Source organism: Leifsonia sp. P73 (assembly GCF_051059105.1).
In the GTDB taxonomy this organism is placed as follows: domain Bacteria; phylum Actinomycetota; class Actinomycetes; order Actinomycetales; family Microbacteriaceae; genus Leifsonia.
In genome coordinates, this window is the sequence record NZ_CP194931.1 from 337,807 (window position 1) to 354,416 (window position 16,610).

A 16,610-nucleotide genomic window follows, 5' to 3' on the forward strand; every position below is an offset into this window, starting at 1 on the left:
GTCCACGGGTCCGGCGAAAGCGTCGTTGGCCATGGCGTTCCTTTCTCTGGAGAGGGCACGGCGAACGTGACGCTAGCGGGGCGCGGGACTCGCTCCCCGCCGCCGGCCCGGATACCGCGCCGTCGCGGCCGAAGTTTCACCGGGTCGGCCATCCGCCCTCCGGCGCTGTCGCCCGCGCCCTCACCCGGTCGGCGCTCACGCCTTGCGGCCACCGACGCCCGGCCGCGACGTGATCTGCCGCATCCAGTCCGCGACCTGCTCCTCGTCCAGGTCCGCGAGCGTCGCCAGCTCCACCCCGCGGGTGGCCTTGCCCATCGCCACCGGGGTCACCGGTGGCACGGGATCGAGGGTCACACCGTTCACGAACATGAGCTTCACGTGGTCGTCGAAGGCGCCGCAGCAGAAGCACCAGCCGTCGCCGACGCCGTAGTACGACATCCCCCACTTGATCGAGCGGGTGAGGCCCGGCAGCGTCCGAGCCGCCAGGGCGTCGACGGCCTCGGCGATCGCGCGCTGGGCGTCGGGGAGGCTCGCGATGTAGGCGAACACCGGCTTGTCGCCGACCGCCGCCTTGGCCGGGCTCGCGCGGCCGGTCATGAGCGCTCCTGAACGGTGTAGGTCAGATGCGTCGCGCGCGGCGACGCCTCCGAGGCGGTCTGCTCCAGCCTGATCCGGGAGTCGTCCACGGACTCGAACAGGCGGATGCCCTTCCCGAACAGCACGGGCGAGAGGGCGATCGAGAACTCATCCACCAGACCGGCGTTCAGGTACTCCACGATGATCGCTCCACCCCCGGCGATCCGGACGTCGCGCTCCCCGCGGCCTCCCGTGCCCGGTCGAGCGCGACCCGGAGGTCGTCGACGAAATGGAAGGTGGTCCCGCCGAGGCGCACCCAGGGGTCGCGGCGTTCGTGGGTCACCACGAACACCTCGCTGTGGAACGGCGGGTCCTCCGGCCAGGAGTGCTCGCCGGCCTCGAACATCCGCTTCCCCATCACGCTGGCGCCGGTGCGCTCGAAGGTGCTGCGTGCGATGTCATTGTCCAGGCCCTCCTCGCCGCCGGGGCCGGGCCCCAGATTCTGGCGGAAGAACCGGGTCGGGAACACCCAGTGCTGCAGCTCCATCCACTGCTTCCCCATCAGCTCGTCCGGGGAGTCCGGCGCCATGAACCCGTCCAGCGACATCGAGACGCTGAAGAACACCTTCCCTGCCATCAGTCCTCCTTCTCATTCCTCATCGTGGTCTCGACGTAGCCGGCCAGCTTGGCCAGCGTCTGCCTGCCGCCCTCGGCCGCGTGCGAGCGTTCGAGCGCCTGGTCGCGCAGCTGCGTCGTCGGGAAGACCGTCCGCAGTTCGATGCGCGTCGCCGCGCCCTCGGGCGCGAAGGTCAGTGCCGACTCGAACGTGTCCGGGTCGTCTCGGCGCTCGCCGTGCAGCATCTCGATGCGCTCGGGCGGCGCGATGGCGGTCCAGGTGATCCACTCGGGATGGACGGTGCCGTCCGGCCCGCGCATCGTGAACACCCACTCCCCGCCCACGCGGAACTCGAAGGACCGCGTTGTCGTGCTGAAGCCCTCCGGGCCCCACCACCGCGCGAGATGCGCGACCGACGTGAACGCCTCGAACACCAGCTCGGGCGGCGCGTCGATCACGCGCGTGACCACGATCTCGCGATCGGCCGTCGACGACTCCACTGCTTCCGGTTCCCGCACCCGCTACTCCCCTGCCCTCTCGGCTTTCAGCTCCTGCAGATAGGCGTCGAGCCGGTCGAAGCTCTCGTTCCAGAACCGCTCGAAGCCGCCCGTCCACTCGTGCACCGTTCGCAGGCCGCCGGCGTCGAGGCCGTAGACCCGCTGCTTGCCCGCCCGGCGGTCCTGGACGAGCCCGACTTCCTTGAGGACCCGTAGGTGCTTGGACGCGCCGGGCTGCGGCATCCCGAGGGCCGTGGCCACCTCGTTCACCGGCCGCTCGCCCGAGCGCAGCAGCATCAGGATGTCCCGGCGGCGCGGCTCCGCGATCGCGTTGAAGACGTCCGAGGTCGTCGCTGCCCGTGCCATGCGCCCGATCATATACCCATATGGGTGCAGATAGGCAGGTGAAGCTCGTCGTTAAACCTGCTTTCCACTGAGCAGAAGGATGCGCTCGGTCCCGCGGAACGACGCGGGCCTGCGGCGGGATCCGCCGCGTGACGTCGGTACGTTTCGACGGACTTTTCACCGACGGGGAGGCATCGATGAAGTTCTTCACACGCAGGCGCTCGAAAGCGCTGGCTGCGCTCGTGAGCGTGCTGATGGCGGTGGCCGGCGTCATCGTCTTCTCGCAGCTGGCCGCGGCCGCGCCGACCGACCAGCAGTGCTCGTACGCGGACGCCGGCACGGGGACGTACGCGCGCACGCTGTGCTGGCTCGACCAGAGCGGCTACGACCCGGCAGTGGCCGGCAGCAGCAGCGGCCAGCCGATGAAGGTCGCTCTGGCCGGCGGCTACACGCTCGAATACACGGCCTTCGCGAGCGGCCGTGCGTTGGTCCCCGCCGCCTTCCCGACGTACGCGAGCGCCTACCTCGGCCGCAACAACGGCGGGTATCGCGGCGTGGCGGGCATGCCGGCGCTGTACCAGGCGGGCGCGACGGGCGGGTACTCGTCCGTGCTGATGAGCGGCATCACCGTCCGGGACGCCGACGGGAACCCGGTGAAGGCGTTCTCGATCGTGATGGCGGACGCCGAGTCCACTGACCAGGGCGAGACGCTGCGGTTCACGGCCGATCAGCCGCTGCGGCAGATCGCGCCGCTGGGCACCGCGTGCGACTCGGCGTTCACCGGGGTCGGCACGAATTCGGTGACGTGCTCCAGTGCTCAGAACGTCATCAGGAGCGGCACGGCGATGCTGGCGGCCGACGCTCCGTTGGGCGCCACGATCGACCTGAACTCGGACCGGCGACAGGGCGTCGCGTTCGGCATCCTGCTGTCGAAGGTCGTGCTGTCCAAGACCGTCGCCAGCCGGGTGAGCCCGTCCGACTCGTTCGGGCTCAGCGTCACCGCCCCCGGCGGCATCCAGCTCGCCAGCGCGAACACCGGGACGGCGACCACCGCCACCACCGGCGAGGTCGAGACGATCGGCGCGGCAACCACCTCGCCGTTCACGCTCGCGGAGACCGCGACCGGCACGACGCCGATCGGCGCGTACGCGCAGTCCTGGTCGTGCGCCAGGAACGGCTCGGCCGATCCCGGGCTGCCGTCCGGCGCCGCCGGCCCTCAGCCACGGTCGCGCTCGCGATCGGAGACCTCGTCGACTGCACCATCACCAACACGGCGCTCGCGGGGAACCTCCTCCTCCAGAAGGAGGCCGGGACCGTCGCCGACGTCAACGGCAACGGCGTCCGCGACGCAGGCGACACCATCGCGTACTCGTTCGCGGTGACGAACACCGGGCAGATGACCGTCGAGAACCTCGTGGTCACCGACCCCTCGGTGGGCGCGGTGACCTGCCCGGCGACGACGCTCGCGCCCGGAGCCTCCACGCGCTGCACGGCGAACTCGCCCTACACCGTCACGGCCGCGGACGTCGCCTCCGGCGCCTTCACGAACACCGCGACCGCGCAGGCCAACCCGCTCGGCGGCACGACCGTGATCCGCTCCAACTCCTCCGCGACCACGACGACGCTCGAAGCGGCGAACGCCGCGCTGACGCTCAGCAAGACCGTCACCCCGTCGACCGCCGCGACGGCCGGGACCGCGGTGACCTACGACTACAGCGTGACGAACACGGGCAACGTGGATGTGCACGCCCTCGCGATCGTGGAGAGCTCCTTCTCCGGCAGCGGCACCGGCCCGGCGCCGGTCTGCCCGGTGACGTCGCTCGCCCCCGGCACCTCGACGGTCTGCACAGCGACATACACCCTCACCCAGGCGGACGTGGACAGCGGCTCGGTGACGAACACCGCGCACGCGACGGCGACCGACCCGGAGAGCGGCACCGTCGACTCCCCTGCCTCGTCGGCGACGGTGACCTCGGCCGCCGCGCCCGCGATCGCGCTGGAGAAGTCGACCTCGCCGGACGACGCCGCGTCGTTCGTCGTCGGGCAGGTGCTGACCTACTCCTTCGTCGCCACCAACACCGGCAACGTGACGCTGACGGACGTCGGCATCGACGAGCAGGGCTTCACCGGCAGCGGAGGCGCGGTGAACCCGGTCTGCCCGGCCGGCGCTCCGATCGCGCCGGGCGGTCAGGTGACCTGCACGGCGACGTACACGCTGACGCAGTCCGACATCGACCAGGGCGACGTGACGAACACGGCGACCTCGCACGGCACCCCGCCGGCCGGTCCGGCCGTGAGCTCGGCGCCTGCCACGATCAGCGCCCCGGGCAACCCGGCGCCGGCCATCACCGTCGAGAAGACCGCGACGCCCGCGACCGTCGCGGCGCAGGGCGACGTCGTGAGCTACCAGTTCGCGGTCACCAACAGCGGGAACGTGACCCTGAAGGACGTCACGGTCGACGAGACCGCGTTCTCGGGCAGCGGCGGGACGCCCGTCGTCACCTGCCCCGCGGAGGCCGCGACGATGCTCCCCGGCGCCCGGCTCGTCTGCACGGCCAGCTACACCCTGACCCAGACGGACGCCGACGGGTCCCAGCTCGTCAACACCGCCACCGCGACCGGCACGCCGCCGGCCTCGGCGGGCGGTCCGGTGACGAGCCCGCCGTCGACGGCGACCGTCGCGGTCGCCGAGAACCCGGCGCTCACACTGGTGAAGACGGCGAGCCCGCTGCACGCGACGGCCGCGGGTGACACGATCACCTACTCGTTCGCGGTGACCAACACCGGCGACACGACGGTGAACGGCATCGGAATCGCGGAGGGCGCGTTCTCCGGCACCGGCACGGCGCCGTCGCCGACGTGTCCGGCGGGCGCGGCCTCCCTCGCACCGGGCGCGACCGTGACCTGCACGGCGACCTACACAGTGACGCAGGCGGACGCGAACGCCGGCGGCATCGACAACACCGCCACCGCGACCGGTACGACGGGAAGCGGCGCCGCCGTCACGTCGGCCGATGCGCAGACCGTGGTGCCGATCGCGCCCGACCCGGCGGTGACGCTGCAGAAGACCGCCTCCATCCGGAGCGTGACGGCAGCCAGCCAAACGGTCACCTACGAGTTCGTGGTCACCAACACCGGAAACGTCACGCTGCAGACGCCACAGGTCGTCGAGGCCGCGTTCAGCGGGTTCGCCGTGCTCGACCCGGTCTGCCCGGCCGGGGTGAGCTCCCTCGCGCCCGGCCAGTCGGTGACCTGCACGGCCGACTACGTCACCACCCAGGCCGACATCGACAAGGGCGGCATCACCAACCGGGCCGTGGCGACGCTCCAGACACCGGGCGGAGCCACCATCACCGCTCCCCCGTCGGAGGTCGACATCACCGCCGACCCGGCGCCCGCGCTGACGATGGAGAAGACGGTCGACCCCACCGCGATCACCGCAGCGGGACAGCCGGTCACGTACTCCTACCTGGTGACGAACACCGGCAACGTGACGCTCACGGGCGTCGCCGTGGCCGAAGGCGCTTTCACCGGCAGCGGCAGCACGCCGGCGCCGAGCTGCCCGGCCGGCGCTGCGTCGCTCGCGCCGGGCGCCACCGTCACCTGCACGGCGGCGTACACGCCGACCCAGGCCGACGTCGACGCCGGCACCGTGACCAACAGGGCGACCGCCAGCGGCACGCCGATCGGCGGAGGCGCGGCAGTGGACTCCACGCCGTCGTCCACGACCTTCAGCGCCACCGCGTCGCCGGACATGACCATCACCAAGACGGCCGACCCGGCCACCATCACGCGAGCCGGTCAGACCGTGACCTACAGCTTCGTGGTGACGAACACCGGCAACGTGACCATGTCCGAGGTCGAGGTGCTCGAAGGGACCTTCACGGGGACCGGCGCCGTGCCGGCCGTCCAGTGCCCGGCGTCGCCGATGGTCCTGGCGCCCGGTGACACCGCGACCTGCACGGCGACCTACCTCACGACCCAGGCGGACGTGGATGCGGGGACCGTGGACAACACGGCGACCGTGCAGGGCACGATCCCGTCGGCGCCCGGCGTGCCGCTGACCTTCGGGCCGTCCGGGAGCACGGTCGACGCACCGGCCCAGCCGGCGCTGACCATCGTCAAGTCGGGGACGCCGAGCGACGCCGCGTCCTTCACGACGGGGGCGGTGATCACGTACAGCTTCGTGGTCACCAACACCGGCAACGTGACGCTGGACGACATCCAGGTGGCCGACTCGGGCTTCACCGGCAGCGGCCCCGCCCCGGTGCCGGACTGCTCGGGTGCGCCGACCTCGCTCGCGCCGGCCGCGCAGCTGACCTGCACGGCGACCTACACCGTCACGCAGGCGGACGCCGACGCCGGAGGCATCAGCAACACGGCCACGGCCAGCGGACTCCCTCCCGCGGGCGGTGAAGCGGTGGAGAGCGAGCCGTCGACGGTCACGCTGCCGCACGACAGCGCGCCGGCACTCGCCCTGGTGAAGAGCGCCACCGTGAACGCGTCCACGATCGACTACCGCTTCACGGTGACCAACACCGGGAACGTGACGGTCACCGGCGTGGCCATCGCGGAGGGCGACTTCACCGGCACCGGCGGCTTCCCCGGCGTCGACTGCCCGGACGGGGCGGCGTCGCTGGCACCGGGCGCGTCGATCGTCTGCGCGGCGACGTACACGCTCACCGACGCGGACCGGCGGGCGGGAACCGTGACCAACACGGCGGTCGCGGACGGCACGGCCGGCGCCGGACGGGTCTCCTCCCCTCCGTCGACGGCTCGGGCCGCGGTGGGCGGTCTGGCCTCGACGGGATTGGACGTGGAGACGCTGGTCTGGGTCGGCGCGATCCTCCTGGCCCTCGGCGGAGGCGCGATCGGGTTCCGCGTCCTGCGGCGACGCCGGGCCTGACCGAGAGGTGAAAGGCGGGGACGACTCTGGTCGTCCCCGCCTTCCGGCGTGCTCAGGCTTCCGTGCTCAGGCGTCGGCGCGCGCCATGAACGGCTCGTGGTGGTAGCCGTCGTCGGTGAGGATCGCGACGGTGGACTCCCCCACCTCCAGGAACGCGCCGGGGATGTCGTTGAGCGGCTCCGACACCACGACCTTCGCCTTGTCGCCGAACACCTCCAGGCGGGCGGCGTCCGGGTACATCTCACGCAGTTCCGGGATGGCGACCGAGTGGTACAGGCTCCGGCTGCGGCCCGAGGTGGAGTGACGGAACGCCCACAGCGTCTCGCCGTCGGAGATCGCGATCGTCCCCTGCATCGGGAACTGCACGCCGTTCGCCTCGCCCGTCTCCTCGATCCGCTGGACGGTCTTCGCCATCGCGCCGATCGGGTCGTCCTGGAGGCCGAGCGTGAGGGCCAGGTAGAACATGACCTCGGAGTCCGTGGTGCCGTGGATGAGCGGGTAGAGCGACGGGTCGACCGCGAACGTCAGGTCGCGCTTCATCTTCGCGAAGCCGCCGAGGAAGCCGTTGTGCATGAACAGCCAGTTCTCGTAGCGGAACGGGTGGCAGTTCGTCTGCTGGATGGGCGGCCCGGCCGCCGCCCGAACGTGCCCGAAGAACAGCGGGCTCGCGATCGAGTTGGTGAGCTCGCGCAGGTTCTCGTCGTTCCAGGCGGGCTCCGTGGAGTGGAACAGCGCGGGAATGCTGCCCGCCTTCGAGCCCTCCGGGTACCACCCGAAGCCGAAGCCGTCGCCGTTCACCGTCTCGGCGCCGAGCGGCGAGTTCAGCGATTGGGCGACCAGCGAGTGTTGCGCGTCCAGGATCAGTTCGGCGGGTTTCAGCGCCTCCCCGGAGTACGCGAGCCAACGGCACATGACGTCTTCCCCTCCCGGATCGACCGGCTCGATCCGCGAGCACCATAACGCCGCGGGGCCTCCCCCGGGAATGGCGGTCGAACGACTCCCAGGACCGCTCTCAGGCGGTCGGCGCCGCCCCCGCGATGTTCACCAGCCACTGCACGCCGAACCGGTCGACCAGCATCCCGAAGCTGTCGCCCCACGGCGCCTTGGAGAGCGGTTCGACGACCGTGCCGCCGTCGGCAAGCTTGTCGTAGTAGCCGGAGAGCTGGGCCTCGTCGTCGCCGCTCAGCGACACGGAGATCTGCGAGCCCTCCTTGAGGTCCATGTGGGCGGGCACGTCGGCCGCCATGAGCGTGAAGCCCGCGTCGGTGGTGAGCTGCGAGTGCATGATCAGGTTCGCGTCGTCCGGGTCCTGGCTCATCCCGAACTCGGAGAAGGTGCTCTGCTGGAGGGTGCCGCCGAAGACGGACTGGTAGAAGTCCATCGCGTCGCGCGCCTGCGTGCGGAAGTTGAGGTACGGGTTCAGGATCGACGGCATCGTGGGGACTCCCTTCGTGCGCGCGCACGGTGCGCGGCTCAGGGTTCAGGCTAGCCAGTGGGCCGCCCGGGCGGGAAGGCCGCGGAGGCACGTCAGGCGAGGTACGCGGCGACGAACAGCTCGCCGCGGATCGCGCCCAGCGCGGCGAGGACGCGCTCGACCACCGCGTCGGTCACCCCGGACGCGACGACGTCATAGGGGCCGAGCGGCGCGAGCGGCGAGCAGCGCACCCGCACGACCTCCCAGCCGGCGGCGCGCAGGAGGCGGTCCTTGCGGCGGTCGGAGGCCTCCCGCGGGCCGACGTGCTCCAACCCGTGCCGGCCGATGGTGTCGTACTCGATGGCGACGCGCAGCTCGGGGACGACGATGTCGGGCCACACCTCGAGCTGGTTGTAGAACGGCCGCGCGACGCGCACCGCGTTGAGGCTCAGGTCGACAGCGAGGCGGGCGGCGAGGCGGCGCTTCAGCTCCGGCTCGGCCGTGGACGCCGGGCGCGGGGCGAGCTCGCTGAGGAAGGCCTCCCCGACCGGGACCCGGTCCGCCCCGCGGCGCGCGTTCCGGCACACCGGGCAGCGGCGGCCGCCGAGGATGCGCTCGACGGTCGCGGTGTAGCTGGGATGCCCGTTCGCGCACTGCCACGAGTAGCGCGTGGCGGTGCCGTTCTCGTGCGAGAGGGCGACGCGCGAGCCGGGCGCCGCCAGCGCGACCAGCGCCTCCCGCGTCATCGACGTGCGGTCGAGCCTGCGGCACAGGTAGCAGCGGTCGTCGTCCGGGTCGTTCTCGATGCGGCGCAGGTCGCGCGCGTGGCCGCAGACGTGCAGCCCGGCGTCGGGCTCCGGAGTCCGGATGCGGCGCGGGACGGCCTCCTCGCTGCACCACGGGCACCAGGCCGACCGCCGGCGGGTGCCGCCCGGGCGGGAGCGCTGCTCCTCCGGTGTGGCGATGAAGCGATGGCCGGCGTCGCACTCCCACTGCACGTAGACGTCGGCGGCGGGCGGGATCTGGCTGAGCACGATCCCGCCGTTGAGCTCGGGATGGAACTGGCGCACCACGGTCGGGTAGCGCTGCCAGTCGGCGCGGTAGGCGCCGACGGCGTACGGCACCGGGAGGCCCTTGGACCACTGCCGGCGCGCCCACCACTGCGCGACGTTCTCGGTCACGTCACCCCGTCCTTCACACGCCAACGGTACGGCGGGCCTCCGACAGCGGGACTGTCAGAGCACGAAGGGAAGAAGGGCACGACGGCCGGGCGGGTAGTCGGGGAAGGTCTCCCGGTACCAGCGGTGGTTCGCCATCGCGCGCGGCGCGAGATTGGCGACGGTGTAGAGCGCGAAGGCGAGCCCCGCGAGCGACCAGGTGGCGACGGCCCAGCCGGTCCACTCCACCATCTCGCCGAGGTAGTTCGGGCTGGACACGAACCGGAAGCCGCCGCCGTGCGGGATGCGGTACCCGGCTCCGGTGCGGCGCAGCCTCCGGAGGATGCGGTCGGACCCGACGTTGAGCGCATACCCCGCGGCGAACAGGGCGACGCCGATCCCGAACCGCGGATCGTGCAGCCAGGACACCGGGTAGTCGCCGTACTCGGAGATCCAGCGCGCGTTCACCCACGCGTTGAGGAGGTTGAACAGGATGGCCAGCAGCATGACGAGCACCGGCATCCGGGAGCCGGAGCGCATGAGCAGCGGGTAGACGAAGGCGCGCTGCACGTAGTGCGCCTGCCAGAGCAGGAGGAACAGCAGGGGCACGAGGTCGGCGCGGTGCGAGCCGAGCAGGTAGAAGGCCAGGAAGGCGAGGCTCGCGGGGGCCTCCATGACGATCCAGCCGACGCGTGCGGGGACCGTCGGGCCCCAGCCCGGGCGGCCGTGGCGGCCGCCGTAGGGGGCGACGACGAAGAGGAGGGCGACGAAGGTCACGGCCGCGAGGAGGAGCTCGGCGACGACGAACCAGCGGTAGGGGCCTGGCGGCATGTGCTGGAGTCTAGGGCCCGACGAACGCGTCGAGCCCCTCGCCCTGCCACAGCGCCGGATCATGCGTCACGCCGTGCTGCCAGAAGGCCTTCGAGATGATTCGGTTCCTTACGCGCGGGCCCCGGAGCCGCTGCTTCGCGAGCGCGCCGGTCAGGACGAGATCAAACCGCAGCCGGATGTCGACCACGTCCGGGATGTGTGGCAGCGCCCGGCGGTGATGCCGGTGAATCGGCGCGCTCAACAGCACGAGCTGCGCGATGGGGCAGCCGTTATTCACGGCCCGGACGGCCACCTCGCCGCCGTAGCTGTGCGCGAACACGGTGCCGACGCCGGCGCCGCCGGTCGCGGTTGCGAGCCAGTCCTGGAGGCGTCGGGCCGCGATCGCACGATGCTGCCCGCTGAGCTCCCCCGACCAGGAGAACGGCATCCCATCGTCGTACAGGGTGGGACGGAGGCGCCCGGCGACATGGGTGTGGAAGTCGCCGCCGGGATACCACCAGTCTGCCTGCCAGGCCCAGGTGCCGTGTATGAGCGTGCTGAGTCGTGCGGGCGCGGCCGGCGCCGCTCCAGGAGGGGCACCCGCGGGGACGTCTGCGGGCGGTACGGCCCCACCTCGCCCCTCGTCGTCCGCTACGGTCTCCGAGTCGTATACCGTCGGCTCGACGCGGTCGTCCAGGGCGACCGCGCGGAGCCATGCCGCGGCCGCCAACTCGCGCACCACCTCGTCGGGTGACCGCAAAGCCGCGCGAATACGCTCGAACGCGAGCAGGAGGAGCCTGCGGAGCACATCCCGAGTGTCGCCGTCCGCGGACGCGCTGAGCCGTTCCGCTGAGTCCTCCGCCCACTCCTCCCTTCGCCAGACCACGCGTTCACCGGCCGGCTCGGCCAGTGACAGGGACAACGGATAAAGGAGGTCGTCGGCGTCGATCCCGAGGAGGTCGATCACGACCGACGCGGAGAGCGCGTTGAGCACGGCCACAGCCGCGACGACGCTCTCCCGTTCCAGCGAGCTGCACAGCCCGGCCGCCAACAGGGTGAGCCGACGCCCCGCGCTGCCGTCGTTCAGCCGCCGCCAGGCGTCGCGGCGAACCGCCCGCGGCTGCCACCCGCCTCGCACCGTCCCCTGAAGAAACTCGCCCTCTCCGAAAATCGGGTTGTCGCCGCGCAGCCGCTCGACAGCGCCTCTCAGCTCGTCCCGGAAGCCGAACATCGCCAGCATGTCTGGCTCGATCACGTCGAGGGGCGCACCCCGCAGAGTCGTCGCGCCGAGGGCGCCTGCGATCGCAAACCGCGACGCGTTGGTCCCCTCGGTCTCCGGACTCTCCTCGATCGAGTCATCCTCCGGGTGGATTTCGTACTCCTGGCGACCGTCACCCTGGGCGTCCATGAACCGCGTCCCCTCCGAGTCGCGCGCGCGACTCCAGGGCACAGACTAGGTCTGCTGCCGGGTGGGAGGCGAGGAGTGGGCCCTGCCGGGATCGAACCGACGACATCCACGGTGTAAACGTGGCGCTCTACCAGCTGAGCTAAAGGCCCTGACCTCACCAGCCTACCGGGCGAGGCTCGACGCTCACACGTGCGCCGGCAGCAGCTCCAGCGCGGCCCGGTACGCCTCGATCGAGCGGGCCTCCCCCGGCGCGGTGATGAACGACGCGCGGATGATGCCGCTCTCGTCGATCAGGAACGTCGCGCGGTTGGCGAAGCCCTTCTCCTGCAGGAAGACGCCGTACTCCTTGGCGGTCTCGCCGTGCGGCCAGAAGTCGGCCAGGAGGCTGAAGTCGTAGCCCTCCTGCTCGGCCCAGGCGCGCAGCGTGTACTTGGAGTCCACGGAGATCGCCAGCAGCTCGACCCGGTGGTCCTGGAACATCGCCAGGTTGTCGCGCAGCGCGCACAGCTCACCTGTGCAGGTGCCCGAGAACGCCAGCGGGAAGAAGACGAGCGCGACGGCCTTGGAGCCGCGGAAGTCGCTGAGGCGGACCGAGCGGCCGTGCTGGTCGAGCAGTTCGAAGTCGGGAGCCTGGGTGTCGTTCTCCAGAGCCATGTGACGTGTCCTTTCACGCGCTCCGGGGACGATTCCACCCGGCCGGCGCACGAGGACACAGCATAGACCCGGAAGCGGTGAGCGCCAACCCGTGGCCTCCCTCCGAGCGGTCACCGGTCGTCCCGAGTTGCGGCTAGGCTGAACGATGGTGCCCGCGGATTTGTCGTGACCCGACAAGCGGATGCGCTCCTTCCACGATCCATCCGACACAAGAAAGAGGTCGAGGGTGACTGTAAACGACCAGGACCCGTACTCGATGAATAACATCGACTCGGACCCCGAGGAGACCGCCGAATGGCGCGAGTCCCTCGACGCACTGGTTGCGGCACACGGCCACGAGCGCGCTCGCGAGATCATGCTCAGCCTGCTGAAGCGCTCGAAGGAACTCCACCTCGGCGTGCCGATGGTGCCGACCACCGACTACATCAACACCATCTCCCCCGAGAACGAGCCGGACTTCCCCGGCGACGAGGAGATCGAGCGCCGCTACCGCGCCTGGATCCGCTGGAACGCGGCCATCCTCGTGCACCGCGCGCAGCGCCCCGGCATCGCCGTCGGCGGCCACATCTCGACCTACGCGTCGAGCGCCGCCCTGTACGAGGTCGGCTTCAACCACTTCTTCCGCGGCCAGGACCACCCGGGCGGGGGCGACCAGATCTTCGTCCAGGGCCACGCGTCCCCCGGCACCTACGCCCGCGCCTTCCTCGAGGGCCGTCTGAGCGCCGACCAGCTCGACGGCTTCCGCCAGGAGAAGTCGCACGCCGGCGGCGGCCTGTCGTCGTACCCGCACCCGCGGCTCATGCCGGAGTTCTGGCAGTTCCCGACCGTGTCGATGGGTCTGGGCCCGATCAACGCGATCTACCAGGCGCAGCTCAACAAATACCTCACCAACCGCGGCATCAAGGACGCCTCCGACCAGCACGTCTGGGCGTTCCTCGGCGACGGCGAGATGGACGAGGTGGAGTCGCGCGGCCAGCTCCAGGTCGCGGCGAACGAGAAGCTCGACAACCTGACCTTCGTCATCAACGCGAACCTGCAGCGCCTCGACGGCCCGGTGCGCGGCAACGGCAAGATCATCCAGGAGCTGGAGAGCTACTTCCGCGGCGCCGGCTGGAACGTCATCAAGGTGATCTGGGGCCGCGAGTGGGACGACCTGCTCGCCCGCGACACCGACGGCGCGCTGGTCAACCTGATGAACCAGACGCCCGACGGCGACTACCAGACCTACAAGACCGAGAACGGCGCCTACGTGCGCGAGAACTTCTTCGGCCGCGACCCGCGCACGCTGGAGCTCGTCAAGGACTACACCGACGACGAGGTCTGGGGCCTCAAGCGCGGAGGCCACGACTACCGCAAGGTCTACGCGGCCTTCAAGGCGGCCGTCGAGCACAAGGGCCAGCCCACTGTCATCATCGCCAAGACCATCAAGGGCTACGGCCTCGGTCCGTCCTTCGAGGGCCGCAACGCGACCCACCAGATGAAGAAGATGACGCTGGACAACCTCAAGACGTTCCGCGACGCCATGCGCATCCCGGTCAGCGACGCGCAGCTCGAGGAGAACCCGTACCTGCCGCCGTACTACAACCCGGGGCCGGACGATGAGGCGATCCAGTACCTGCACGAGCGCCGCCGCGCGCTCGGCGGCTACGTGCCGGAGCGCCGCGTGAAGTACACGCCCCTGAACCTCCCGGACGACTCGGCCTACGCCATCGCCAAGAAGGGCTCGGGCACGCAGGAGATCGCCACCACGATGGCGTTCGTCCGCCTGCTCAAGGACCTGCTTCGCGCGAAGGACTTCGGCCACCGCATCGTCCCGATCATCCCGGACGAGGCGCGCACCTTCGGGATGGACGCGTTCTTCCCGAACGCGAAGATCTACAACCCGAACGGCCAGCACTACACCTCGGTCGACCGCGAGCTGCTCCTGGCCTACAAGGAGAGCCCGCAGGGCCAGATCATCCACGTCGGCATCAACGAGGCGGGCGCCCTCGCGGCGTTCACCAACGTGGGCACGTCGTACTCGACGCAGGGCGAGCCGCTCATCCCGGTCTACGTCTTCTACTCGATGTTCGGCTTCCAGCGCACCGGCGACGCCATGTGGGCGGCGGGCGACCAGATGGCGCGCGGCTTCATGATCGGCGCCACCGCCGGCCGCACCACGCTGACCGGCGAGGGCCTGCAGCACGCCGACGGCCACTCGCTGCTGCTCGCCGCCACGAACCCCGCCGTCGTCGCGTACGACCCCGCCTACGGCTACGAGATCGGGCACATCGTCCGCTCGGGCCTGGAGCGGATGTACGGCGAGTCGCACCCGAATCCGAACGTCATGTACTACCTGACGGTCTACAACGAGCCGATCGTGCAGCCGGCCGAGCCGGAGGGCGTGGACGTGGACGGCATCGTCCGCGGCATCCACAAGCTCCGCGACGGCGAGACGGGCGGCCCGAAGGCGCAGCTCCTCGCGTCCGGCGTCTCGGTGCCGTGGGCGCTGGAGGCCCAGCACCTGCTCGCGCAGGACTGGGGCGTGTCGGCCGACGTCTGGAGCGTCACCTCGTGGGGCGAGCTGCGCCGCGACGGCCTCGCGGCGGAGGAGCACAACTTCCTCTACCCGCAGCAGGAGAAGCAGGTGCCGTACGTCACCCGCAAGCTGCAGGGCGCCGAGGGACCGTTCGTCGCTGCGACCGACTACATGCACGCGGTGCCGGACCAGATCCGACAGTTCGTGCCCGGCGAGTACGCCACGCTCGGCGCCGACGACTTCGGCTTCTCCGACACCCGCGCCGCCGCACGCCGGTTCTTCAAGATCGACGGTCCCTCCATCGTGGTCCGCACGCTCGAGCTGCTTGCGGCCCAGGGCAAGGTGGACCCGAACGCTCCGGCCTGGGCGATCGAGAAGTACCTGCTGCACGACGTGAACGCCGGGACCACCGGCAGCGCGGGCGGCGAGTCCTAGACCGCGGACCGTGCCGACGACACCGGAGCGGACCAAGTCCGAGACCCTTGCGTGGTTGCGCAAGATCTCGGGCGAACTCGCCACGACCACGCTGAAGCGGCTGGAGGACACGCTCCCCTGGTACCGGGACATGCCCCCGGCCGCCGCAGCGCGGTCGGGCTGGTCGCCCAGGCGGGCATCTCCTCGTTCATCTCGTGGTTCGACGACCCGCGGTCGACGCCGTGGATCGCGGCCGACGTCTTCGGGGCGGCTCCGCGTGAGCTGCTCCGGAGCGTCAGCCTGCAGCAGACCCTCCAGCTCATCAAGATCACCGTTGAGGTCGTCGAGGAGCGCGTGAAGAGCGGCGGCAACGAGTCGCTCAAGGAGGCCATCCTCCTGTACTCGCGCGAGATCGCCTTCGCCGCGGCCGATGTGTACGCCCGCGCCGCCGAGGCCCGCGGCCTCTGGGACGCGCGCCTGGAGGCCCTGGTGGTCGACAGCATCCTCACCGGCGAGTACGACGACGAGCTGCCCAGTCGGATCGCCGCGCTCGGTTGGCACGGCCACGGCGAGGTGAGCGTCCTGGTGGGCACCGCCCCCAAGATGCTCGACGTGGACCAGCTGCGGCGTACGGCCAGGCACATGTCCGCGGACGTGCTGATCGGCGTGCAGGGCAGCAGGCTGGTGCTCGTCATCGGCCGCGCCCTCCCGGCCGACGCGGCGAACGAGGAGGCCATCGGCGCCGCTCCCGCGGTCAGCTTCCTGGAGATCGCGCAGCAGCTCGAGCCGGGCTTCGGACCAGGTCACCTCGTGCTCGGCCACGAGGTCGCGAGCCTGGTGGACGCCTCCAAGAGCGCGAAGGCGGCGCTGGCCGGCTTCGCCGTCGCCAAGGCGTGGCGCAACTGCCCGCGGCCCGTGCATGCCGACGACCTGCTCCCCGAGCGGGCGCTCGCGGGCGACGGGCTCGCGCGGGCCACGCTGATCAGCCGCATCTACCGGCCGCTGCAGGCCTACTCGACCGAACTCCTCACCACGCTGTGGTGCTACCTGGACAACGGCAGGTCGCTGGAGGCCACCGCACGCGAGCTGTTCGTGCATCCCAACACGGTGCGGTACCGGCTCAAGCGCGTCTCCGAGGTGATCGGCTGGGACGCCACCGGGGCCAGGGAGGCGCTCATCCTGCAGGCGGCGCTGATCGTGGGCTCGATCAACGAGCCGGACGCTCCGCGACGGCACTGATATCCCCTCGTTGTAGACATCCACAAAGCTACGGCGCATAGTTCATCCACATCCGA

At 70.9% G+C, this 16,610-nt stretch carries 14 protein-coding genes, 1 tRNA gene and 1 pseudogene; 4 read left to right on the forward strand and 12 right to left on the reverse strand.

The genetic code is table 11. The features are described 5' to 3' along the window. Positions 1–195 precede the first annotated feature (195 nt). Genes ACQ86L_RS01785 through ACQ86L_RS01805 form a run of 5 tightly spaced genes read right to left on the reverse strand, consistent with a single transcriptional unit; the run spans position 196 to position 2,055 of the window. Positions 196–597 carry a DUF1801 domain-containing protein gene (locus tag ACQ86L_RS01785; RefSeq protein WP_434317429.1) on the reverse strand — a complete coding sequence of 134 codons (402 nt, stop codon included), beginning with the start codon at positions 595–597 and terminating at the stop codon, positions 196–198. Beyond that, a complete protein-coding gene (locus ACQ86L_RS01790) occupies positions 594–776 on the reverse strand; it encodes a dihydrofolate reductase family protein (RefSeq protein WP_434317430.1) in 183 nt (60 codons plus the stop codon). The genes ACQ86L_RS01785 and ACQ86L_RS01790 overlap by 4 nt, the downstream gene beginning before the upstream one ends. Continuing rightward, positions 764–1,213 carry a hypothetical protein gene (locus ACQ86L_RS01795; protein ID WP_434317431.1) on the reverse strand — a complete coding sequence of 150 codons (450 nt, stop codon included), beginning with the start codon at positions 1,211–1,213 and terminating at the stop codon, positions 764–766. Before ACQ86L_RS01795 ends, ACQ86L_RS01790 begins: the two co-directional genes overlap by 13 nt. After that, complete coding sequence (locus ACQ86L_RS01800; RefSeq protein WP_434317432.1) at positions 1,213–1,710, reverse strand: SRPBCC family protein; 498 nt, start codon at positions 1,708–1,710, stop codon at positions 1,213–1,215. The genes ACQ86L_RS01795 and ACQ86L_RS01800 overlap by 1 nt, the downstream gene beginning before the upstream one ends. Before the next feature lie 3 nt (positions 1,711–1,713). After that, positions 1,714–2,055: an ArsR/SmtB family transcription factor gene (locus tag ACQ86L_RS01805; protein WP_434317433.1), complete on the reverse strand. Its 342-nt coding sequence runs from the start codon at positions 2,053–2,055 to the stop codon at positions 1,714–1,716. Positions 2,056–2,231: 176 nt separating this feature from the next. Here ACQ86L_RS01805 and ACQ86L_RS01810 point away from each other — a divergent pair, with 176 nt between their 5' ends. After that, on the forward strand, positions 2,232–3,416 hold the full coding sequence (locus ACQ86L_RS01810; protein ID WP_434317434.1) for a CshA/CshB family fibrillar adhesin-related protein: 1,185 nt from the start codon (positions 2,232–2,234) through the stop codon (positions 3,414–3,416). Beyond that, positions 3,413–6,940 carry a beta strand repeat-containing protein gene (locus ACQ86L_RS01815; protein WP_434318969.1) on the forward strand — a complete coding sequence of 1,176 codons (3,528 nt, stop codon included), beginning with the start codon at positions 3,413–3,415 and terminating at the stop codon, positions 6,938–6,940. The genes ACQ86L_RS01810 and ACQ86L_RS01815 overlap by 4 nt, the downstream gene beginning before the upstream one ends. Before the next feature lie 66 nt (positions 6,941–7,006). On the opposite strand, the gene ACQ86L_RS01820 is transcribed toward ACQ86L_RS01815, so the two are convergent. From ACQ86L_RS01820 to ACQ86L_RS01850, 7 genes are all read right to left on the reverse strand, one after another. Beyond that, positions 7,007–7,852 (reverse strand): class II glutamine amidotransferase, encoded by an 846-nt coding sequence (locus tag ACQ86L_RS01820; protein ID WP_434317435.1) that lies wholly within the window; start codon positions 7,850–7,852, stop codon positions 7,007–7,009. Positions 7,853–7,952: 100 nt separating this feature from the next. Then, positions 7,953–8,375, reverse strand: coding sequence for a VOC family protein (locus ACQ86L_RS01825; RefSeq protein WP_434317436.1), 423 nt, complete (start codon positions 8,373–8,375; stop codon positions 7,953–7,955). 92 nt (positions 8,376–8,467) lie between these two features. Next, a complete protein-coding gene (locus ACQ86L_RS01830) occupies positions 8,468–9,535 on the reverse strand; it encodes a hypothetical protein (RefSeq protein WP_434317437.1) in 1,068 nt (355 codons plus the stop codon). A gap of 54 nt (positions 9,536–9,589) precedes the next feature. Continuing rightward, positions 9,590–10,342 carry a 3-oxo-5-alpha-steroid 4-dehydrogenase gene (locus tag ACQ86L_RS01835; protein WP_434317438.1) on the reverse strand — a complete coding sequence of 251 codons (753 nt, stop codon included), beginning with the start codon at positions 10,340–10,342 and terminating at the stop codon, positions 9,590–9,592. 10 nt (positions 10,343–10,352) lie between these two features. Further along, complete coding sequence (locus ACQ86L_RS01840) at positions 10,353–11,729, reverse strand: hypothetical protein (protein WP_434317439.1); 1,377 nt, start codon at positions 11,727–11,729, stop codon at positions 10,353–10,355. A gap of 76 nt (positions 11,730–11,805) precedes the next feature. Then, a tRNA-Val gene (locus tag ACQ86L_RS01845) sits at positions 11,806–11,878 on the reverse strand. A 34-nt stretch (positions 11,879–11,912) separates the two neighbouring features. Next, complete coding sequence (locus ACQ86L_RS01850) at positions 11,913–12,383, reverse strand: peroxiredoxin (protein ID WP_434317440.1); 471 nt, start codon at positions 12,381–12,383, stop codon at positions 11,913–11,915. A gap of 226 nt (positions 12,384–12,609) precedes the next feature. Here ACQ86L_RS01850 and aceE point away from each other — a divergent pair, with 226 nt between their 5' ends. Continuing rightward, positions 12,610–15,336 carry a pyruvate dehydrogenase (acetyl-transferring), homodimeric type gene (gene aceE / locus ACQ86L_RS01855; protein WP_434317441.1) on the forward strand — a complete coding sequence of 909 codons (2,727 nt, stop codon included), beginning with the start codon at positions 12,610–12,612 and terminating at the stop codon, positions 15,334–15,336. Between the two features lie 10 nt (positions 15,337–15,346). Next, positions 15,347–16,554 (forward strand): annotated as a pseudogene (locus ACQ86L_RS01860) (PucR family transcriptional regulator). The last annotated feature ends 56 nt before the right edge of the window (positions 16,555–16,610 follow it).